20 protein-coding genes and 1 pseudogene are annotated in these 22,079 nt (G+C 40.5%); 13 read left to right on the forward strand and 8 right to left on the reverse strand.

Features of this window, described 5'->3' with window-relative positions; translation table 11 throughout:
• Positions 1-566: 566 nt before the first annotated feature.
• The 7 genes from B5Y40_RS22115 (at position 567) to B5Y40_RS22145 (ending at position 11,553) form a co-directional block, all read left to right on the forward strand.
• Positions 567-1,430, forward strand: coding sequence for a sigma-70 family RNA polymerase sigma factor (locus B5Y40_RS22115; RefSeq protein ID WP_079689011.1), 864 nt, complete (start codon positions 567-569; stop codon positions 1,428-1,430).
• 322 nt (positions 1,431-1,752) lie between these two features.
• On the forward strand, positions 1,753-2,268 hold the full coding sequence (locus B5Y40_RS22120; protein WP_079689012.1) for a hypothetical protein: 516 nt from the start codon (positions 1,753-1,755) through the stop codon (positions 2,266-2,268).
• Between the two features lie 127 nt (positions 2,269-2,395).
• Positions 2,396-2,773: a hypothetical protein gene (locus B5Y40_RS22125; protein WP_143785882.1), complete on the forward strand. Its 378-nt coding sequence runs from the start codon at positions 2,396-2,398 to the stop codon at positions 2,771-2,773.
• A 194-nt stretch (positions 2,774-2,967) separates the two neighbouring features.
• A complete protein-coding gene (locus tag B5Y40_RS22130; RefSeq protein ID WP_079689014.1) occupies positions 2,968-6,675 on the forward strand; it encodes an efflux RND transporter permease subunit in 3,708 nt (1,235 codons plus the stop codon).
• A gap of 32 nt (positions 6,676-6,707) precedes the next feature.
• Positions 6,708-7,904, forward strand: coding sequence for a TolC family protein (locus B5Y40_RS22135; protein ID WP_159453779.1), 1,197 nt, complete (start codon positions 6,708-6,710; stop codon positions 7,902-7,904).
• A gap of 4 nt (positions 7,905-7,908) precedes the next feature.
• Positions 7,909-9,042, forward strand: a complete 1,134-nt coding sequence (locus B5Y40_RS22140; protein WP_159453780.1) for an efflux RND transporter periplasmic adaptor subunit — start codon at positions 7,909-7,911, stop codon at positions 9,040-9,042.
• A 9-nt stretch (positions 9,043-9,051) separates the two neighbouring features.
• Complete coding sequence (locus B5Y40_RS22145) at positions 9,052-11,553, forward strand: cation-translocating P-type ATPase (RefSeq protein ID WP_079689017.1); 2,502 nt, start codon at positions 9,052-9,054, stop codon at positions 11,551-11,553.
• 234 nt (positions 11,554-11,787) lie between these two features.
• On the opposite strand, the gene B5Y40_RS22150 is transcribed toward B5Y40_RS22145, so the two are convergent.
• The 4 genes and pseudogenes from B5Y40_RS22150 to B5Y40_RS22165 form a co-directional block, all read right to left on the reverse strand.
• Positions 11,788-12,099 (reverse strand): rhodanese-like domain-containing protein, encoded by a 312-nt coding sequence (locus B5Y40_RS22150; RefSeq protein ID WP_079689018.1) that lies wholly within the window; start codon positions 12,097-12,099, stop codon positions 11,788-11,790.
• A gap of 77 nt (positions 12,100-12,176) precedes the next feature.
• Positions 12,177-13,598: an MBL fold metallo-hydrolase gene (locus B5Y40_RS22155; RefSeq protein ID WP_079689019.1), complete on the reverse strand. Its 1,422-nt coding sequence runs from the start codon at positions 13,596-13,598 to the stop codon at positions 12,177-12,179.
• Positions 13,595-13,801 (reverse strand): hypothetical protein, encoded by a 207-nt coding sequence (locus B5Y40_RS29850; RefSeq protein WP_079689020.1) that lies wholly within the window; start codon positions 13,799-13,801, stop codon positions 13,595-13,597. Before B5Y40_RS29850 ends, B5Y40_RS22155 begins: the two co-directional genes overlap by 4 nt.
• 196 nt (positions 13,802-13,997) lie before the next feature.
• Positions 13,998-14,399: pseudogene (locus tag B5Y40_RS22165) on the reverse strand (helix-turn-helix domain-containing protein); the annotation flags it as partial.
• Between the two features lie 37 nt (positions 14,400-14,436).
• Here B5Y40_RS22165 and B5Y40_RS22170 point away from each other — a divergent pair.
• Positions 14,437-14,865: an EthD family reductase gene (locus B5Y40_RS22170; RefSeq protein WP_079689022.1), complete on the forward strand. Its 429-nt coding sequence runs from the start codon at positions 14,437-14,439 to the stop codon at positions 14,863-14,865.
• A 75-nt stretch (positions 14,866-14,940) separates the two neighbouring features.
• Here the strand turns inward: B5Y40_RS22170 and B5Y40_RS22175 are convergent, their stop codons facing one another.
• From B5Y40_RS22175 to B5Y40_RS22185, 3 genes are all read right to left on the reverse strand, one after another.
• The gene (locus B5Y40_RS22175; RefSeq protein ID WP_159453781.1) at positions 14,941-15,519 is read right to left on the reverse strand and encodes a cupin domain-containing protein; all 579 of its coding nucleotides are present in this window, start codon (positions 15,517-15,519) and stop codon (positions 14,941-14,943) included.
• Positions 15,520-15,713: 194 nt separating this feature from the next.
• Positions 15,714-16,187 carry a transcription elongation factor GreB gene (greB, locus tag B5Y40_RS22180; protein ID WP_079689024.1) on the reverse strand — a complete coding sequence of 158 codons (474 nt, stop codon included), beginning with the start codon at positions 16,185-16,187 and terminating at the stop codon, positions 15,714-15,716.
• Positions 16,188-16,428: 241 nt separating this feature from the next.
• Positions 16,429-18,378 carry a glycoside hydrolase family 97 protein gene (locus B5Y40_RS22185; protein WP_317043569.1) on the reverse strand — a complete coding sequence of 650 codons (1,950 nt, stop codon included), beginning with the start codon at positions 18,376-18,378 and terminating at the stop codon, positions 16,429-16,431.
• A gap of 396 nt (positions 18,379-18,774) precedes the next feature.
• Here B5Y40_RS22185 and B5Y40_RS22190 point away from each other — a divergent pair, with 396 nt between their 5' ends.
• From B5Y40_RS22190 to B5Y40_RS22205, 4 genes are read left to right on the forward strand one after another with little or no spacing between them, the layout of a single operon-like run.
• Positions 18,775-19,095 carry an ArsR/SmtB family transcription factor gene (locus B5Y40_RS22190; RefSeq protein WP_079689026.1) on the forward strand — a complete coding sequence of 107 codons (321 nt, stop codon included), beginning with the start codon at positions 18,775-18,777 and terminating at the stop codon, positions 19,093-19,095.
• Positions 19,092-19,589, forward strand: coding sequence for an SRPBCC family protein (locus B5Y40_RS22195; protein ID WP_079689027.1), 498 nt, complete (start codon positions 19,092-19,094; stop codon positions 19,587-19,589). The genes B5Y40_RS22190 and B5Y40_RS22195 overlap by 4 nt, the downstream gene beginning before the upstream one ends.
• Positions 19,586-19,816 carry a hypothetical protein gene (locus tag B5Y40_RS22200; RefSeq protein ID WP_079689028.1) on the forward strand — a complete coding sequence of 77 codons (231 nt, stop codon included), beginning with the start codon at positions 19,586-19,588 and terminating at the stop codon, positions 19,814-19,816. The genes B5Y40_RS22195 and B5Y40_RS22200 overlap by 4 nt, the downstream gene beginning before the upstream one ends.
• 12 nt (positions 19,817-19,828) lie before the next feature.
• Positions 19,829-20,254, forward strand: coding sequence for a VOC family protein (locus B5Y40_RS22205; RefSeq protein ID WP_079689029.1), 426 nt, complete (start codon positions 19,829-19,831; stop codon positions 20,252-20,254).
• A 213-nt stretch (positions 20,255-20,467) separates the two neighbouring features.
• On the opposite strand, the gene B5Y40_RS22210 is transcribed toward B5Y40_RS22205, so the two are convergent.
• Positions 20,468-21,358: a LysR family transcriptional regulator gene (locus B5Y40_RS22210; protein WP_079689030.1), complete on the reverse strand. Its 891-nt coding sequence runs from the start codon at positions 21,356-21,358 to the stop codon at positions 20,468-20,470.
• A 168-nt stretch (positions 21,359-21,526) separates the two neighbouring features.
• Here B5Y40_RS22210 and B5Y40_RS22215 point away from each other — a divergent pair, with 168 nt between their 5' ends.
• Positions 21,527-22,054, forward strand: coding sequence for a GNAT family N-acetyltransferase (locus tag B5Y40_RS22215; RefSeq protein WP_079689031.1), 528 nt, complete (start codon positions 21,527-21,529; stop codon positions 22,052-22,054).
• The last annotated feature ends 25 nt before the right edge of the window (positions 22,055-22,079 follow it).

Raw genomic sequence — 22,079 nt, forward strand, 5'->3', positions numbered from 1 at the left:
TGTCTCCATTGACTTATATCAATGGAGGCGTTGATCTTTATCATTATACGATAATCAAATCGTATCTATCTTGTTGCAATATATATCAACATTATTTTTTTGAATGGAAGCTTAATGCCTGAAAATCGCAAACAAGACCAAATAGGCTAAAACAAAGCAATTATTAATGTATCCATAACATTGAATCGGCACTGCAAAAAACATATTATGGTGTATTGTTGTTTTCTCCATACACCATATAAGTAACTCTCATGTTACATTTAAAACAGACACTCCTCCACCAGATTAAATCGGCTACCAATGAAAGAGAAATTGAGATTATCATCTGCCATACTATATACCATTTGAGAGCAAAGGGAATACCTGCTGACATTATTTTCCGATTTATAATCGGTATGAATAAAAACCTCGCAAGGGTTTTAAAAGAGGTGGATTCCAACAGAGAAGAAAAAAACATAACCGTAGCGATTATGGTATTGAGAAAAATCCAGAAACCTCAAGACTGATAGATCCCTCTATCTGTAGAGCATTAAGTATACAGTGTCTATAAAATCCGTAAACCCGTAATGAGACAACTCAAAATTATTAAACAAATTACCAACCGTGAAAGTCAATCGTTGGACAAGTATTTACAGGAGATCGGAAAAATCGGCCTCATCACATCCGATGAAGAGGTCAACCTGGCAAAACGTATTCGTGAAGGCGACCAGGCAGCTCTTGAAAAAATGGTAAATGCCAATCTACGGTTTGTTGTATCGGTTGCCAAACAATATCAAAACAATGGTCTTAGTCTAAATGATTTAATTAATGAAGGCAATGTAGGACTTGTAAAAGCCGCGATGCGTTTTGATGAAACACGCGGGTTTAAATTTATTTCCTATGGAGTATGGTGGATACGCCAGTCCATTATGCAAGCCCTTGCCGAACAGTCAAGGGTTGTTCGCCTTCCGTTAAACAGAATAGGAAATCTGAACAAACTCAATCGAACCTTCTCCTCACTCGAGCAAAAATTTCAGCGTGAACCATCGGCAGATGAACTTGCTGAAGTTATGGAAATAGCAATTGAAGAAGTATTGGAGACTGCGCGTATGGGAAGTCGTCAAATATCACTCGATGCACCCTTTGTACAGGGAGAGGAAAATGGATTGCTGGATACACTGTTTGATGAATCGCATGACACTCCGGATTCAAAGCTTATTGGAAATTCGCTGTGTATGGATATACAGCGAAGTCTGTCCATTCTTACCGAACGAGAAGCAAATGTGATATCACTCTACTATGGACTCAATGGACAATCTGCCATGACGCTAGATGAAATCGGATTTAAATATAGCCTCACGCGTGAACGCGTACGACAAATAAAAGAAAAGGGAATTAAGCGACTGCAGCAAACATCCAAAAGTAAATCATTAAGGCACTACCTGGGTTAACTTCATATATATATATTACTATTATCTGAAGGACATTCTCCAAACAAGAGGTGCTGTTTTATGTACTAAATGAAGTATGCCGGACCTGAAAGGAAATTATTCTTCAGAACCCCTCTAAACAACACTACAAAATAATGTGTATGGGCAAATAGCAGCAAGCTCGTCAAGAAAACATCGGTACATTCATATTATATACCTTTGCAAGGTGCATCGTTACTTTATGTAAAGATGATCAAAATCAGGTAACAGGAACGGTTTTTATCAGTGCGAAATATATAGCAAAGTAAATATTTTGCAACGCACCTGTTTCAAATGTAAGAGTATGAATTCTGAGTTGAGTCATCTATTGATCGGCAGAGATATTCGCACCAACCAGCGCAACCAGGAAGTAATCAAGCGGATAAAAGATCAAGCAGCATTCAATGAGCTGTTTGCATTTTTATTTCATCATGAACGTGCTTTGGTTATGCGCGCTGCTGAAGCTATCGAAAAAATCACACGCCAGCATAAAGAGTATATACAATCGCACAAAGCACATCTGCTTAGCCTAATGCAGACCTCCGATCATGTGGAACTGAAGTGGCATATTGCACAATTACTGCCACGATTAGAATTATCAAATTCCGAACTCACTGTTGTCTGGCATAAATTATATTACTGGGCAATGAACCCAAACGAAGGGAAGATTGTGCGTATAAATGCTCTGCAAGGTCTTCATCAATTATCTCTACTGCATCCATCATTAAAGGGTTCGCTCGGCGAGGTACTCACCCAGCTGGGATACGAAAAAACACCTTGGCTTCGGGCATCCATTCGTAAGTTACAAAAACGGCTGTAACGAAATAAACATTGCTTCATTGAAAGCAAACGTCGGCATACTAAACGATATATACTGTATTTATTTAGTCAAATCATTACAAATTCAGAATCTATCCAGAATGATGTTGTTTATTCGTACAATTAACATGAGAAAGATTACTGCTATCGTCTTCTTATTTCTTTATCTGTCAGCCAATACAGAATTAAAACAAATATTTAAGCTCCCTGTATTTGTAGCGCATTACTTGGAGCACAGGCAAAACGACCGAAATATAGGTCTAGTCGATTTTATTGTTCTTCATTATTTTAGTGGAGATATAAAGGATGCAGACTTTAACCGCGATCAGCAGTTGCCCTTCAAACGAATTTGTTGTACTGTATATATATTTCTTGCGTTGCCTGCAGATAATTCTGCTGTGCTTCACCATATATTATTTCAAGAGGAAACGGTCTCATTTACCTTTTCGCCCCAATTTACTTCTTCCTCCTTTCATCTTTTAATCTGGCAGCCTCCCAAAGCCTAAAGATATAGTTTGACCATCGCTGGTCAGGCAAAGTCTTCCTGAACGTCCTTGTATTTTCTGGTAACTATTTTATTAACAGAAGCTAATCGATGCTGCTTCACACAGATCCTTGTCTTTGACAATTCAGTTTGTGTTTAGTCGCCAGGCTTTGCCTATAGTTCTTAATTAATGAGGTATTCAAATTATTAAGCATTATGCTCCATTCCATCATTCAATTTTCAATACACCACAAGCTTGTTGTAGGCTTATTTATACTGGCGCTCATCGGTTGGGGAAGTTATTCAGTTACCCAGCTTCCCATTGATGCTGTACCCGACATTACCAACAATCAGGTGCAAGTGTTAACGATTGCTCCATCACAGTCCGCCTTAGATATAGAGCGACTGGTTACATTTCCGATCGAGCAAACCATGGCTACTATACCGGGTATACAAGAGGTTCGATCGTTTTCCAGATTTGGATTATCCGTTGTCACGATTGTATTCTCTGATGAGACGGATATATACTGGGGGCGACAACAGGTGAGCGAAAGACTCACTGAAGCCAGGAAACAAATTCCAACAGGCACAGGAACGCCTGAATTGGCGCCCATGACCACAGGTCTTGGTGAGATCTATCAATATATCATTAAAGTAAAGCCTGGCTATGAGCGTAAATATTCCTTGATGGAGCTGCGTACCATCCAGGATTGGATTATCCGAAGACAATTGCTAGGGACTAAAGGTGTAGCAGATGTGAGCAGTTTTGGGGGCCACCTGAAGCAATATGAAATTGTTCTTTCTGCGGAGAAATTAAAGAGTCTGAACCTTTCGATCACCGAAGTTTTCGCGGCACTGGAAATGAATAATCAGAACACAGGGGGTGCGTATATAGAAAAAAATATCAGTGCTTATTTCATTCGTAGTGAAGGCTTGGTAAAATCCATTGATGACATCGGTAATATCGTTATCCGATGTTCCCCTACCGGGTTGCCTTTGCTCATCCGCGATGTAGCTTCAGTTAAATTAGGCAAAGCTATACGCTTCGGGGCCATGACACAAAACGGGAAAAGTGAAACCGTTGGTGCGGTGGTGATGATGCTAAAGGGCGCCAACTCGTCCGAGGTTATAAGAGATGTAAAAGAACGGATTGCCAGCATTCAGAAGACTTTGCCAGAGGGTATAATGATTGAGCCGTTTCTGGATAGGACCAAACTTGTTAACAACGCCATCGAGACCGTAACCCGAAACCTTGCCGAGGGTGCACTGATAGTCATTTTTGTTTTGGTTCTTTTACTCGGGAATCTGCGCGCAGGTTTGGTGGTGGCTTCAGTCATTCCACTGGCCATGCTTTTCGCCATCATCATGATGAACCTATTCGGCGTATCCGGTAATCTCATGAGCCTTGGGGCGATCGATTTTGGGCTGATTGTAGACGGTGCTGTCATCATTGTTGAAGCAACGCTTCATTACATAATGACTGCCACCAACCCACACACCTACAAACTTACACAGCAACAAATGGACGAACAGGTTGGATCTTCTGCGCGCAAAATGATGAGTGCTGCAGCATTCGGACAAATCATTATCCTGATCGTATATCTTCCTATTCTTTCGCTGACGGGCATAGAAGGAAAGATGTTCAGGCCAATGGCACAGACGGTCATCTTTGCAATCATTGGTGCATTCATATTGTCGATAACGTATGTGCCGGTAGCCTCTGCGTTGTTTTTAAGCAAGCATCGTGTTTATAAAAAGAACATGTCCGATCGCATCATGCATTTTTTGCAAAGTATATATTCTCCGGCGTTGGTCTGGGCGTTGCATAAAAAGACAATAGTTCTAAGTATTTCTGCCGTATTGCTAATAGTCAGTATAATTATTTTCTCAAGGCTGGGTGGTGAGTTTCTTCCTGAACTTGACGAAGGCGACTTCGCTGTAGATACTCGTCTGTTTACAGGAAGTAACCTATCCTCTACTACACAAGCTACACTTCAAGGAGAAGAGGTATTGTTAAAGAATTTTCCGGAGGTAGAAAAAGTGATTGCCAAAATCGGATCAGCCGAAATCCCTACTGACCCAATGCCCATCGAAGCGGCTGATATGATGGTTGTCATGAAAGATAAGTCTGCTTGGGTAAGTGCGCGAACCAAGGATGAGATCATCCAAAAAATGCAGCATGTACTAAGTGAAAATGTACCTGGCGTATGGTTTAGTTTTCAACATCCCATCCAAATGCGTTTTAACGAATTGATGACAGGTGCTCGCCAGGATGTTGTGGTAAAAATATACGGTGAAGATTTGGATCAACTCACAGCCTATGCATCACAGGTAGGCAAGTTGGTAAACACAATCAATGGTACAGAAAGTCTTTTTATTGAAAACATTACTGGCCTCCCTCAGATTATTATTCGTATAAAATTCGATGAGCTCGCCCGCTTCAACCTTCGTGTACAGCAGGTCAATGAAGTAATCAATATGTCGATGGCCGGGCAAAGTGCCGGGTCATTATTTGAAGGGGAAAAACGATTTGATATGGTTGTGCGCCTGGATCAGAAAGAGCGGCAGTCCATTGAAGATATTCGTAATCTTTCCATTACTACCTCGAACGGCATGCAGATTCCGCTATCGCAAGTAGCGGATGTTGGGCTTGAGGTTGGGCCGAATCAAATCCAACGCGATAATACAAGACGAAGAATTGTAGTTGGCTTTAATACCGTTGGTCGCGATGTTGAAAGTATAGTGGAAGAACTACAGACGCAGATTGATGCTCATATTAAATTACAACCTGGATATACTGTGACCTATGGAGGAACCTTCGAGAACCTGAAAGAAGCAAGAGCACGCCTGGCAGTAGCCGTTCCCGTCTCACTCATCCTTATCTTCATACTTCTGTATTTTGCCTTTGGTTCAATCAAGCAGGGGCTACTGATTTACACCGCCATTCCGTTGTCTGCTATAGGAGGTATATTTGCGTTATGGTTGCGTGACATGCCCTTCAGCATTTCAGCGGGAATAGGCTTTATTGCACTTTTTGGTGTGGCTGTTCTAAATGGCATTGTACTCATTGCCGAATTTAACCGTTTACGAAGTGATGGAGTTGGTGACCTGACAGCGATCATACTAAAAGGAACAGCAACTCGTCTTCGTCCCGTCATCATGACGGCCACAGTAGCTTCCTTGGGATTTTTACCGATGGCTCTATCGCATGGCAACGGAGCAGAAGTACAAAAACCGCTGGCTACCGTTGTGATCGGTGGACTCTTCAGTGCGACATTACTTACCCTGATTGTTTTACCTGTACTATACCTGGTTACAGAGCAATTCTCTCTGCTTATTTCAAAATCAAAAATACTTTTCCTTGCGAGCCTCGGTGCAGCAAGTATCGGCACACAGGTGCAGGCGCAACCTGGCAAAGTATATATTTTTAAAACCGAGCATGAGTTCGTTCATAATATTCCTTCCAGAATTTTTACTACCGTTGATTCTGAAGCCGTCAGATTGAAACCAAATGCTGACATCGTTATTCATTCGATGGAGGGAATCGAGCTCTTTAATTACGAAAGTGTATACGGCTATACGAATAATACCAACCGGTACAGAGCCTTTGGTAAAAAAGGGATTCTTTCGTTCTATGGTTACTACAAAATAATTGATACTACTGGTATTGTTTTATACTCCAGGAAAATATACCATCGAAAAGGCGGACCAGCGGAGAACTACTTCTTTAGCAAAAGTATACATGACCAGGTGTATCCGCTTACACTGCGTAAACTCAAAAAGACGTTTCAAGGTAATCCAACCTTTATTGGAAAAATCAGACCTGTGTTTCGTGTTCCCCGTTCTGCACTTATCGAAAAAGATAGTACCGGAAAGACAAGACTTAATAAAATATACCTTGATTCAACTCAAAAATCGTTATGAAATACCTCATGCTAATATTTATAACACTGTGTGTGGTTTTCCCCATAACTGCACAAGAGACAATCCTTTCGATGGATAAGGCAATCAAACTCGCCTTGGAAAGAAATCCAACCATACAGGCTGCTGCCCTTGAAACTTCAAGACAATATACTTTAAGAAAAGCCTGTATTGATATACCCAAGACGGAAGTAATGCTGACTTCTGGCCAGTATAACAGCATTCGGAAGAATGACAACCATATAGCAGTATCGCAAGGCATTCCTTTCCCCTCTTTTTTTTATGCTCAACGCGCACTGAATAAAGCATTAATTACTTCAGCTAAGTTTAAAGAAGCTGTGGTGCGCAATGAATTGATCCTCGAGATAAAGCAGACGTTCAATCAGCTGCTATATCTGAAAGCGCGACAACGCACACTCCTTCGGCACGACAGTCTGCTCACGGATCTGGCAAACATCAATACGCTACTCTACACAACAGGAGAAGGAACGTTGTTGGCAAAAACTGCCGGTGACACACAACTGCTTGAGATTAAAAATTTAGTTGCCAGGAATCAATCCGATGTAAATACCACACTGAATCGTCTTGAGATGTTATGCCAGTTCTCGCCCATCAGGGATGTTGAAGGATACCTGGAGACATTGGTAGCTCCGGATGAAATCAATACGTCCGCTCTTTCTGAAAGCCCTTCCCTTGCATTTGCTTTACAACAAGTGGAAGTATCAAGACGCAGGCAAAAAGAGGAAGTCTCTCGCATGCTGCCGGATTTGCGTGTCGGATATTTTAGTCAGACTCTGATTGGATCGCAAAATATAAATGGCCGGGATGAATTTTTCGGATCAGGCAAACGCTTTTATGGTTTCCAGGTAGGTATATCTGTTCCATTATACATGGTATCGCATTCGGCAAAAATAAAGGCAGCCAGCCTGGCAACAGATGCAGCTCAGAAGCAAAGCGATGCTTTCCATTTGACTCTTGCACAGCAATATAATGAAGCTATTCAGGAATTGTATAAAAACAAGGCTAGTGTAAACTACTACAAAGAGTCTGCGCTTCCTACGGCAGCTCATTTAACTAGTCAAAGTAACAAAGCGTATCAAAGCGGAGAGCTGAGTTATGCAAATCACATCATGAATTTACGACAGGCGCTCAGCGTGGCAGAAGGATATCTTCTTGCTTTCCAACAATACAATCAAAGTATCATCATCATTGAATTCTTAAATGGCAATTAACAAAATGAAAAATATAATTATGGCTATAGTATGCATGGTATCACTTACAGGGTGCCGTGATAGCATTACTAAAGAGAAACAGGAAGTTACTACAATGTCTGATTCAATGGACTTTGTCAGGCTCACCCCAGCCCAATACAATGCGGCAAACATCACATTGGGTAAAATTAGCAGGAAGGCCATCGGGTCATCGCTTCGGGTCAACGGAAAGCTCGATCTACCGCCATACGACATGGTAACCATTGCAGCCCCGATGGGAGGCTTTGTACGATCAACAGCACTCCTACCCGGAATGAAAATCCATAAAGGAAGTATATTGGTAACTTTGGAAAATCAAGAGTATATACAATTACAACAAGACTATCTCGACAATTATAGCAAGCTACAATTCCTGGAGGCAGAGTATAACCGTCAGGCAGAACTTGCGCGCGAAAATGTGAATGCTGTGAAGTCGCTCCAACAATCCAAGTCTATATTTGAAAGCTGCAAAGCTGTTCTTGAGGGCCTTGAAGCAAAGCTGATTATGATTAATATAGATCCTTCATCTGTCAGAGCAGGAAGAATTAAATCTACCATTAATCTTTACGCTCCCATGGATGGATTTGTTTCTCAGGTAAATGCTAATGTTGGCCAATTTATAAACGCAACAGACGCACTATCCAAAATTGTAAATCTCGATCACATCCATGCTGAGTTGCAGGTATATGAAAAAGATATCAATAAAATAGCAGTAGGACAAAAGGTAACTTTTCAGACAACCAATACACATGCAAAGTATATGGCTGAAGTGTACCTCATTGGAAAAGAAATCAATGGAGATCGAACTATTGGTGTTCATTGTCATTTAAATAAACAAGATACAGGCTTGCTCCCGGGAATGTTTATTACGGCAAGCATCGATACTGCGGTATACGAAACAGACGTAGTGCCGAATGAAGCTATCGTTAATTTTCAGGGACAAGATTATATTTTTGTATCTTCCGGAAGTCGGCAGTTCAAAGCTATTCCCATTGCGACAGGAAATAGTGTCGGCCAATTTACCTCTGTAGCCTTCGGAAACAGGATCGATAGAACAACCGATGTTGTTCTATCAGGTGCGGGTAATTTGATCGGTCTGTTAAAAAACAAACCAGAATGAGATGTATTAATGGAATCCGCCACAACAGAATACGCAACACAAGGCCTCACCTCAGAGCAGGTACTTCAAGCACGTGCTCAATATGGGCGCAATGAAGTGATCAAAAGGGGAAACCCATTACTCAAGAAACTAAAAAGTATACTCCTGGATCCCATGTTTATACTATTGTTGGTGGCCGCTGTTATATATTTCGTTAACGGGGAAATTGGCAATGGTATATTTATGATCATTTCCATCGTCTTCATCACCGGTATATCTTTATATCAGGAATCGAGGAGCCACAGCGCGCTCTCTGCACTCAAAGAGCTTACACAGCCTATGTGTACGGTAATTCGTAATGGAGCACGAATCAAAATTAAAAAAGAAGAAATTGTTATAGGGGACTATATGGTCGTTGAAGAAGGCACGTCTGTGCCTGCCGATGGCATTATACTTCAATCCAATGATTTTTCAGTTAATGAATCTATACTCACCGGCGAATCTTTACCGGTGAGTAAATCAAAAGAAGGAGAAAACAATAAAGTATTTCAGGGAACAACTATAGTTGGAGGTTTGGCTATCTGCCGGGTAGAAGCGATTGGAATATATACTGCACTTGGCAGAATTGGGAAGAGCCTTGAATGGATTGAAGAAGAAGAGACACCGCTGCAAAAACAGATACGCAACTTTGTAAAAAAAATGGCTCTGGCAGGTGCTCTCATTTTCTTTATAGTATGGGGAATCAATTTTACTCAATCCCGTGAGGTATTAGCAAGTCTGCTCAAGGCACTCACGCTGGCAATGAGTATACTCCCCGAAGAGATACCAGTAGCCTTCTCAACTTTTATGGCCTTAGGTGCCTGGCGTTTGATGAAGTTGGGAGTCATTGTTAAGCATACTGGAACGGTGGAAACACTGGGCAGCGCCACCGTAATCTGCACCGATAAAACCGGAACGATTACAGAAAATAAAATGAGCTTGGCAAAAGTACTAGCCTGGCCTACCAGACAGATTACATCGTTAGAAAACTTTGGCGACCCGGAGAGAGAATTAGTAACGTGGGCCATGTGGGCAAGCGAACCCATTCCTTTTGACGCTATGGAAATCGCATTGCATGATGTCTATCGAACAACCACTAGATCAGATGAAAGGTTACACTATAAAATGGTCCATGAATACCCATTGAGTGGGGTCCCTCCTATGATGACACACGTTTTTGATAATGGCACAGGACACAGGATTATCGCAGCTAAAGGAGCACCGGAAGCACTGATGAAAGTGTGCGCATTCTCGAACGAAGATAAGGTTGTTGTTAATGATGCCCTGCAAGCATTAACGTCCGAAGGATTCCGTGTTTTAGGTGTAGGAATTTCCGATTATACCGGAAAAGATTTTCCTGCCACTCAGCAACAGTTACCATTTGTTTTCAAGGGTCTTGTGGCCTTCTATGATCCTCCCAAGAAAAATATAGGTGAAGTATTTCAGTCGTTCTATAATGCAGGAATTCAGGTAAAGATCATCACAGGAGACAATGCTGCAACGACCTCTACCATTGCAAACCAGATTCATTTCAGAGGTACCGATAAAACATTGACTGGTGAAGAATTGACACAGCTTACAGATGAGGCGTTTTCTAAAAAGGTAATGGAGGTGAATATATTCTCGCGCATGTTTCCTGATGCTAAACTTAAAGTATTAAATGCGCTTAAATCGAATGGCCAAATTGTGGCCATGACGGGCGATGGCGTGAATGATGCCCCGGCATTGAAAGCGGCACACATTGGTATTGCTATGGGAAAAAGAGGTTCCGAAATTGCCAAAGAAGTTTCCTCATTGATAATTTCCGATGATGATCTGGCCAAAATGGTTGATGCCATTGCTATGGGAAGAAGAATATATACCAACTTAAAAAAAGCTATTCAATATATCATTTCCATTCATATTCCAATTATACTCATGGTGTTTATACCCTTAGCATTGGGGTGGGTCTATCCTACTATTTTTTCTCCCGTACATATCATTTTCCTGGAGTTGATCATGGGACCGACCTGCTCAATCATTTACGAAAATGAGCCATTGGAAAAAAATGCCATGCAGCAAAAGCCCAGGCCCATTACCAATACTTTCTTTAGCCTTCAAGAGCTAAGTATAAGTATTATTCAGGGTCTGGTGATTACTATAGGTATACTTTTAATTTATCAATATGCTGTTCAGCATCACTACAATGAGGCCACGACCCGAACTATGACTTTTGTGACGCTTATTGTTTCCAACGTGTTTCTCACACTTGTCAACCGTTCATTTTACTATTCAATTTTCAGTACGATCCGCTATAAGAATAATCTAATTTTGATCGTCATTGCAATCACCATTATACTGACAGCGTCGCTCCTATATATACCGGCATTGATGCGCCTTTTCAAATTTGAAACTCTTGCTATATTTCAGCTATCGATCTCCTTACTCATGGGGTTTACTTCAGTGATCTGGTTCGAAGGACTTAAAGCGATAAAAAGAGTTAGCGATGCTTAATGCGCCAGAATCATATTGGCAATCGCGGTTACACCAGAAAACTGGTATATAGATTTTAAGTACTTATACAAAATCAACTTGTCCTTTCGCCAGGGAAGCTTGACCTCCGTAGCATAGGATTCCATCATGTTGCAGAGCACACCAATTTTATAAAAGTCAATCAACACCAGCGAACTGGTGTTGTTAACTTACTTAGATATTTTGTGTTTCTCCTCTGTATACACTTTCAACAAGTCATTTAACCTTTCCTTCGAGGCTCCTCCAGCCACCTCCATTATGCGCAGTAAATCCATGTGATTGAAGTATACCTTTTGCTGAAGCACTGCGCATTCCGGATGCGCAGCATACGATAACCGTTTTATCTTTTCTTAGTTTATTGAGGTTCCTATTGAGCTCTGGCAATGGAATATTAATACTACCGGTCAAATGACCGGAAGCAAATTCCTCCCGTGATCGCACGTCTACTACTTGTGCACCATCTTTAACTAATGATGCCAAATCTTGATCACTTCCCTCACCGAAAATTTTCTTTAGTTGATCGAACATATAATTTTTGTTGTTTTATTTTCTTGTGCAGCACTCGCGAAATTCCACTTACAATCGCTCCGTAGATTTTTGTAAGATCATAGCATCGTTGTAGGACAGACGAATTCCGATAGCTCAAAACGTTTACTCTCCTTTATAGCTGTGACCCCTCCTTCTATATCGATGAGGTTCTCGTAACCGTTCGATTTCATCACCGAAGCAAAGATCATTGAACGATAGCCACCGGCGCAGTATATATAGTATGTTTCTGTTTTGTCAATAACCTTCGCACCGTCCTCAATGTAATTCAATGGCGTATTAATCGCTCCGATGATGTGTTCAGAATCAAACTCGCTCTTTTTCCTAACATCCAGAATTTTAACACCTCTCGTCTTGTGCAGTACAGCAAAATCTGCTACGGATATAGAAGGGATACAATTAATTTCAAATCCACCGTTTTGCCATGCTTCAAAACCACCCTCTAAATATCCGACTGCATTATCGTAACCCACGCGCGCTAATCTGGTAACAGACTCTTTCTCCCGACCTGTATCGGATACGATAACAATTTTTTGTTTGATGTCTTTTATCAGTGTCCCAACCCAAACCGCAAAACTTCCATCAAGCCCGATATTCCAGGATCCTGGTATGAATCCTTTTTTAAAAATGGAAGGATCGCGCGTATCAACAACCAGTACATGATTCTCGTGAATAAGCCGTTGGAATTGGTGAACATTCAATGCCTTTGTTCCTCGTTGTAACACTTCGTCAACATTTTCATAGCCCTTGATATTCATTAAGACATTTTTAGGGAAATACGCTGGTGGCGGAGTTAAACCTGCAAGTATTTCTTTTACGAACTCTTCTTTTGATAGATTTCCTCGTAAGGCATAGTTCGTCTTTTTCTGATTACCCAACGTATCACTCTTTTCCTTACCCAAATTCTTACCACATGCAGATCCTGCACCGTGAGCCGGATAAATGACGAGATCATCGCTTAGAGGCATGATCTTGTTTCGCAGCGAATCATAGAGCATGCCCGCCAACTTCACCGCTGTGAGCTCTGCAATGACGTGCTGCGCCAAGTCTGGCCTTCCTACATCTCCGATGAAGAGTATATCACCTGTAAAGAGAGCCTTCTCCTTACCAGACTCGTCTATCAACAGATAGCAAGTGCTCTCCAATGTATGACCGGGTGTATGTATGGCTTTGATCTTTGCCCTGCCAAGATTGAAGACCTGATGATCGTGCGCAATAAGCGCATCGAACCCGGTTTCCATTTCCGTTGGTCCATATACAATGGGAGCTCCGGTTTTTCGAGACAGGTCAACATGGCCGGAGACAAAATCGGCATGAAAATGCGTCTCAAAAATATATTTGATCGATGCCTTTCTTTCCCCAGCGAGCTGGATGTATTGATCAACCTCGCGCAACGGGTCAATCACAGCAGCTTCCCCATCGCATTCTATATAATAAGCTCCTTGAGAAAGACAGCCCGTATAGATCTGTTCAACTTTCATAAGTATCTGTCAGTTATTTTAAAAGTTTTGTAATGTGTATTGTTGAAATACATTTTCGATGCAATCACAACAAGCAACCCGGCAATGCTTTTCTTCCGAATCTTGTCGGGCATATAGGTGGCAAGCCTTGCACCTAAGTAACTCCCCCATAAAAAATGGAATTCCGAAAATGATTGCCGCTTGACATCGACTAACGTCTTCATAATATAATTTTATGACAAAAGTACTCCTGATTAATTGCCATTGTCGGTGACAAATGTTACACTTCTATCATGATTTTTATCTGTTTCAGAAATATGGAACCTCTCCAGAAAGTGAAGTGAAGAAATATGGGACCGTAAATCTTTTTGTATTGGGAAATGATTGTTGAAAGTCACTGAACGTATTAGATCGCAGAGCTTAACTCATCGAACTTCTATACTCCAACGGAGTCACTCCTGTGTGCTGCTTAAAGACTCGCGTAAAATGCTGAGGATATTTAAAACCCAACTCATAGGCTATTTCACTCACTGACTTATTTACATCGATTATCTTCGCTTTCGCTATATCAACAAGTTTCAGATGAATATACTCGTTGGCTGATCTACCAGTTTCCTTTTTAAAAAGATCACCAAAATAGTTGGCAGAAAGATTTAATTCACTTGCACAGTAAGCTACAGATGGCAATCCAACTTCCTGTGGTTTATCGGACGTGAAGAAATCATTGAGCAATGTTTCAAAGCGTTCGAGTATTCCTTTGTTCACATTGTCCCGGGTTATGAACTGTCGGTCGTAAAATCGTACGCAGTAGTTCAGAAACAATTACTAACTTCCTTAAATTGAACAAAAAAAACAGCCTATGAAATATAGCATCATCATATCTTTTTTACTTCTGACGGTATGTCTTACTGCATTTGGTCAAGAGAAGCAATCTCGTAAATCTAAAAACCCCAATTCGGCTGCTGCTGAAAAAGGACTAATCAAAGTATCCGTCATGTACCCTTTCGCTGAAGGCAAGACCTTCAATATGGAGTATTATGAAACTAAACATATGCCGATGGTCGCAGGTTTTCTAGGATCAAACCTGGTTAAATATACTATAGAGAAAGGTCTCGCGAGCGGTATTCCCAACCAACCATTACCCTATATGGCGGTCGGAACATTCTATGTAAAGAGCCTTGATGAATATCAGGCGGCAATCGCTCCGAATAGAGATGCTATAAGAGCTGACTTCGCGAATTACACGAATGTAGCTCCAGTAATTTTAGTTAGTGAAGTGGTGAGGTAATTCTCTATTGTAGGTAGGGTGAGAACTTGTTTACACTGGGAAACTGCAAGGGAGATTTGTCCGAAAGAAAAGTGATTAGCGTGGTACTTTATATACCATGCCATACTTCTTTTCCGTAGCTGCATATTCTTCTTTAGTCCTTGTTTTCATTGGCTCACCCACTGCTGTACCATTTTCCACGAAGTATTCTTCGAACCCTGCCGGAGTATACTGGAAAACCATGCGAATATTTTCTGTTCCGGGATTTTCCAATCCGTGCCAAACTCCTCTGGGAACAAATACAACTGTTCCTGTCTTTACATCTATTGTTTTTTCATCTAAGGTTAATATCCCTGCTCCACTTTGAATAAATATAACCTCGTCATTGTACAAATGTTTATGAACCGGCATCTTCCGCCCGGGTACTATATCCTCGGTGCAAAATGAAGTGCTTTCAATTCCATGATCTGCAGCTGAAAATTTTATAGTCATTAGCGCCTTGCTGCGTCCCATAATGATATGTTTCCCTTCTTCTTCATGCACTACTATAGCTTTGTCATTTTTGATGGGAGGCTTCGCGAATGTATGTTTAAATAAACTCAGGGAAAGCGCGGCGGTTATACCCGCGAATCCAAATTTGAGGAAGCCCCTTCGCGGGTTTTCGATATTGCTCATTGCACGTTGTGATACTTTCATTACTACTTGAATGTAACGAAAAGATAGCGAAAGCACTAACGTAAAGATTTTACGGACACGCTAATCGCGAAACCATGAAGTATAGCAGTGAATTTATTGAAGTAAACTTTATAGCAGTAGTAGTGGAAAGCGCAGTCCCAACTTTTACGTTGATGCATCTCCACAAACCAAAGTTATTTCACGTACTCAATTTTGGTAACATGCCAGATAAATTCACCTGCATCTGTTTTCACTACTGCTTTATCGCCCACTTCTTTTTTCATCAGCGCCTGTGCCATAGGTGAGTCTATCGAGATGTAGTCTTTGGTATCAAAAATCTCATCATACCCGACTATACGGAAGCGTTTTTTTGCGCCCTTGTCATTTTCAATTTCTACCCATGCACCAAACAATACTTTGCCTTCCTGGAAAGGTGAATAGTTAACAACTTTCAAGTCATCAATACACTTGCGTAAATAGAGCACACGCCGATCTATTTCGCGAAGGCGCTTTTTATTATAATGGTAATCTGCATTCTCAGAACGATCTCCAAGGCTTGCAGCCCAGGCTACTTTTTGCGTAGTCTCGGGCCGTTCAACACGCCACAGGTGATCCAACTCAGCTTTTAATTTTTCTAAACCTTCAGGAGTAATTAAGGGCGTTTTCATGATTCATTAATCACGGAGCAATGCATCCGACTTTCGCTATACAATGTATTTAATCCTCAAATTTATCGAAATAATTGAGGTATACATTGTGAGGCAAGCTAGTTGAAACAGGAACCAGTAACAAAACACGAAAATAGCATCAAATATCCATCATGTCCTTAAGGATATAAATACAATGAACCCATAAGGATTCATTGTCGACAAGTATATATCTGCGAGAGACGTTTACACAGCATTGTTTTTATCGGACTGGCTTTAACGAAGCGGCAAAACCTCCGCGTCTAAGGAGCTTAACTTCTACTGTACTGCTTTTATCAACTACCAGATACTTCGATGCTAAAACCTTATCGTGATCGCCATCAGATATAAGCATAAGTATATATTGCTTACCCTCGGGCAGGAAATCAAAAAGAATTGATTGTCGCTTTTCCTTAAGCTCAGCGTTAATACATGCTATATACCAGTCCTCACCTTTTCTTCGTGCAAGGGTCACATCTCTTCCGGGGTATCCCGTCAGCAACCTGGTATCGTCCCATGCATTTGGCAGTTCACTAAGAAATTTTTTGGGTGCATCAGGCAATTGAGTATATCCTTCTGGCCTGTCCGCCATATGCTGGAGGGCAGATTCAAACAAGACGCTAAGCGCCAGTTCGTGCCCATAAGACGTAACATGTGGATGTTGTGAATTTGTAAATGTTACCGGAGTATAATCCATAGAGCCTACAACATTTCTTGTGAATGGCAGCACCGAATTGTGCTGAGGTGCTTCCATTGTAAAATCCGGAATGTTATTATACCATTCAGCTCCCTTCACAGCTTCATACGTCATGAGATTCGGATAGGTACGTGCCCATCCTCTAGGAACCAGACATCCATGGAAATATACCAGCATTTTAAACTTTGCAGCATCTTCTAAAATATCAAGATAGTACTGAATCATGTTCTGCTTCTCACTTTCAAAAAAGTCAACCTTAATACCAGCGACTCCCATTTTTTGAAGTTTTGTAAATTCCGCTGTCCTATTCTTATGCGTGACCATTCTATCCACTGGTGTTTCTGTAACCCACGTATGGTTCCCTCCTGAGTTATACCAGAGTAATGGCTTCACTCCCTTTGAGCGGATATAGTTAACCGCATCGTTAAGATTACCACCGTTGCTCATCTTTTCCCATTCCCAGTCAAGTAAAGTATACGTCCACCCCATTTCAGCAGCGAGGTCTGCGAATTTACAAACCACCTGATAATCTCTGGTGCCGTGATTACTTGACCAATAGTTCCATGAAACCAGTCCAGGCTTTATCCAACTTGTGTCCTCTATTTTAGACGGCGTTGATACATCATCTACCAATGTTGACTCTACTATATCTCCAAGACCACCAATAATAATTACTCGCCATGGAGATTTCCAGGGAAGCGTGATTGCAGGCGTTGACTTCCCTGTTCCTCTACCGTCATCCGGATTCGGAAACGTAAGCTTATACTTCGTTACATCAGCAATGTTACTTAACTTCGTTCCACAGTAATCTCCATTTACATCAGCTTCATGCAACAGAAACCAGCAAGAGCTATCACCGGCCTGAACCAAAGCAGGGTAACACCACTCCTGACTTTGTACCTGATCACCGTTCATCTCAATATAGGTTCTTTCATTTGCTGCATTCCAACTCTCCATCCAGCGTGTATTCTTTTTTGGAATTGAATATGCAGTGAACTCATCTTTTACCACAAATGAGCCTTTCGTCTCCGGAAATTCATAGCGAAAAGCACAACCATCATTGTATGCGCGCAAGACTATATTAATTTTAGCATTCGCAGGTGTCTCAAAGGAGTAAACTATCTCCGTTGCTGTGTTGTTGCGCTTGGAGCGTTTACCATGTATAGCTGTATATTCATCCTTTACCAATTGAGGCTTGCCTGTTTTACGAAGGGCCAGGTTGTTTGAAAAATTCTGGTCATCGCGTAACAACCCCACGTCTATACGGTTAAACACCTCAGACGTTTTTCCGTTATTCAAATAATATACTTTAAAATACCAGGCGCCGTAATCACCGGTTTTCGAATTAACTAAATCAATTTTTATTTTTTGATTGGGCGATACAACCGTTTTTGTCTGGGAGTAAACGGTGAATGAGATAAACGTTAAAAGTATTAGTATTCGCAGGTTCATAGTGTTAAGAAAGTCGTTAATCATTTTAGAATCTCCTAGGATGCTTGCAAGTGTGCACAGCCAGCACTTGATTTAGCTGGAAAGTAAAGGGTTCTCGCGCTCATGGAAGGGTTCGAAAGATCGCAGATTAGGACACCAAAGGTCTACGAAGGCAAGTATAAGTCGTAAACGACTAGTAAGATTATACTTTTTATCCGGTATACATGTATAGCAACAAAGCAAGTAGAGTAGTCATACATTCAAACTCATTAAGCTGAGCATATTTTTGGATGCGTAAATGTCAGTACCTCAGACATGGCACTTCCCTCCCACCAGTCCATTAGAACTTCAGGATAAAAAAATCTCAAAATTTATTTTGCGAAACCGATTAGTTGCGCATATATTTGCAACTGATTAGTTGCAAATTAAACAACAGCGCATATGAGAAGAGATATTTTTCAGGCGATTGCAGATCCGACACGGAGGGCAATCATAACCTTAATTGCATTGCAGGCAATGACACCGAACGCCATTGCTGACAACTTCAATACTACACGACAAGCAGTTTCCAAGCACCTGCGCATACTCACGGAATGCGAACTCGTAAAACAAGAACAACAAGGAAGGGAAATTTACTATTCACTTGAAATTGAAAAAATGAAAGAGATTGATAAATGGTTGAACCAATTACGGAAGATTTGGGAGACCCGATTTAATCAACTTGATCAAGTATTATCAACCATGAAAAAACAAAAAAAATGAAAAACAATTCACCATTTGATTTTACGCTAGACAAATCAACAAAGATGGTATCTATAACCATGGAGTTTGATGCCGATCTTTCACTGGTATGGGATGCATTTACAATACCGGAAATTCTTGATCAATGGTATGCACCGAAACCCTATACCTCTAAAACAAAATCCATGGACTTCAAAGTTGGAGGTCGTAGGTTTTATGCTATGGTAAGCCCTGAAGGAGAAGAGCGCTGGGCCGTTCAGAGATATACTTCCATTAGTCCCAAAACTAATTTCAAGATGTTTAATGCCTTTTCGGACAAAGATGAAAATCTTCAGCTGCCAGGTTCTGATTGGAATTTTAATTTTAGTGAGGAAAACGGAGCAACAAAAGTATATATCAGTATATATAATGAATCCCTCGAACGATTGGAGATGTTGCTTGAAGGCTTCAAAATAGGAATGGCTATGACATTTGAAAACCTGAAAGATCTATTGGCAACTTTATCAAAAAAATGATTTACGTTTTCAAAACTTCTGTCAAAACAAAAAATCAGGTTAAGAAACTCGAACCGCATATTAATACTATACTTCCAAATGAGAAGTGGAATTTCGATGTTGAAGACTGCGACAAGATTTTGCGTATTGACAGTGAAGAAAATATAGCTTTGAAAATAATAGACTTACTAAGGAATCAAAAATTTTGCTGCGAAGAATTGGACGAAGAAATAAAAGAAACAATTTAAAAAATTAAAATTATGGCACTTATCAATCCTTACATTCACTTCAATGGAAATGCCGAAGAAGCATTTACATTTTACAAATCTATATTCGGCGGAGAATTCACAAAAATTATGCGTTACAAAGACCTGTCAAGTGCTGAGTATCCAATAGCAGAAAATGATGCCAATAGGCTTATGCATGTTGCTTTGCCCATCGGCAAAAGTAGTATGTTAACAGGTAGTGATGTTTTAGGAATTATGGGGGAAGTAACAGAAAACGACAACAGAAATACCATATCAATTAGTGCAGAAAGCCGCGAAGAAGCAGACAAATTATTCAATAGACTTTCAGAAGGAGGAAAAATTGAAATGCCAATTGCTGACGGCCCGTTCGGTGCATACTTTGGAATGTTTGCTGATAAATATGGTATTCAATGGATGGTGAACTTTACTGCTAACTAAAACTATATATATCCAAGCAATGAATAATCGCCTATATCATAGAGTGCGCTTTATCATTGCAGACTGAAGAACCTTCAATTTGGTTATAAGAAGAATAAGCTTGGTCGCTTTGTGCTGGCTGCTGTCAGCACAAAGCATTAAGGTTCTCTTTGAATACCCTTGTATTAGAAGCGAAGTTAAAGAACATTGACAACGTTGGATTACGGTGATTGTTCAGACGCTTCGTATTTCTCTGAATATTTTCAGGGAAAGCTCAATGTATTCTTTCAATTCCTCTTCTCTCTCCTTTGACCAAACAAATCGCATTTCAACTTTTGCAGGTATATCTGCGAGCTCAAAATATTTTATATTCAAGTTCATTCCTTTCACAGCTGACTTCGCAATAATCGTTACGCCAAGGCCTTCGCTTACCATTTTCAAATTCGTTGATGCATTTGGTGATTGAAAAACTACCTTGGGAGTAAATCCATTTTTACGAAAAAGCCGATATAATACATCACTATACATCTGCCCGTCTTCTCGGGCCGGTAAAATCCAATCAGCATTAGCCAAGGGTCTCAGGTCAGCACTTTTGAGGTTTACTTTCAAATTCCTGGGCATCGCGACTACAAAATTTTCTTTATACAACATCGCAGATTCAATGCCATCAGGTCCAACTTCATTTGGTATTATTCCGAAGTCAAGTTCACGATCCAGTATCTTCGTAAATATAATGTTACAAGAGTTTTCTAAAAGTCCAATCTTTAAATGAGGGTATGATGTTGTAATCGTCTTTAAAAAATAAGGCAACACAGAATACATAGCCGAGCTCACGTGTCCAATCATTATTTCTCCGGCTTCTCCCTTATGTATCTCGTTAGCTCTTTTTTGTGCGTGACCAAGCTGTTTAAGGATTCGCGTGACTTCATTTTTGAAGAATATACCAGCGGCAGTAAGCTTGATTTGTTTTTTTGTTCGATCAAATAATTCAGCACCAACCTCATCTTCCAGGTTTTTTATCTGACGACTCAAAGCTGGTTGTGCTATATATATACTACTGCTTGCCCTATGAAAATTTAATACCTCAGCAACTGCGAGGAAGTTTTTTAATTGATCGGTTGTCATATATACTGATGCAATAATGTTATCAATCAATGCAAATTAAGTATTTTTTGTTATCAAACAATTTCGCTTGCTTTAAGTATTGAAAGGATTTAGGACATCTCTTCTATAGCACCGAATAAGGAACTACTGGATGCTTCTAGGAAACCTATATAAAGAATACTATTACAAATGATTAGTAAAGCGTCACTACAACATGCGGAAGTACTTAGCGAACTAGGTGCAGAAACTTTTTATAAATCGCACAAGGACAGTGCACCTGCCCATGAAATAGCTACTTACATGAAGAAAGTATACAGTCTGGATGCTATCAAAAAGGAATTGGCTAACCCTGTAAATATTTATCACATAATTCAACATGAAAATATAGTTGCCGGATTTTCCAAAATAGAGCTCACTATGAAACATCCTGCAATTAAACCAGAGCATGTTTCAAAGATGGATCAAATCTATTTGCTGGATTCTTTTCATGGCCTTAAGCTAGGTGCTGAACTCATGAGTTATAATATTGACTACTCGAAATCACGCGGGCAAAACGGAATGTGGTTAGTGGTATGGATCGGGAATATAACGGCAATCTCCTTTTACAAAAAATTTGGTTTCCGAATAGTCGCCAAAGATGAATTTAATCTTACCGAAACTCACGTCAGCCCATGCCACATTATGTTGTTAGAATACAATTACAACAAAACAAGTTAGTATATACAATGTTAGGACGAACCTT

The organism is Ohtaekwangia koreensis (assembly GCF_900167975.1).
In the GTDB taxonomy this organism is placed as follows: domain Bacteria; phylum Bacteroidota; class Bacteroidia; order Cytophagales; family Cyclobacteriaceae; genus Ohtaekwangia; species Ohtaekwangia koreensis.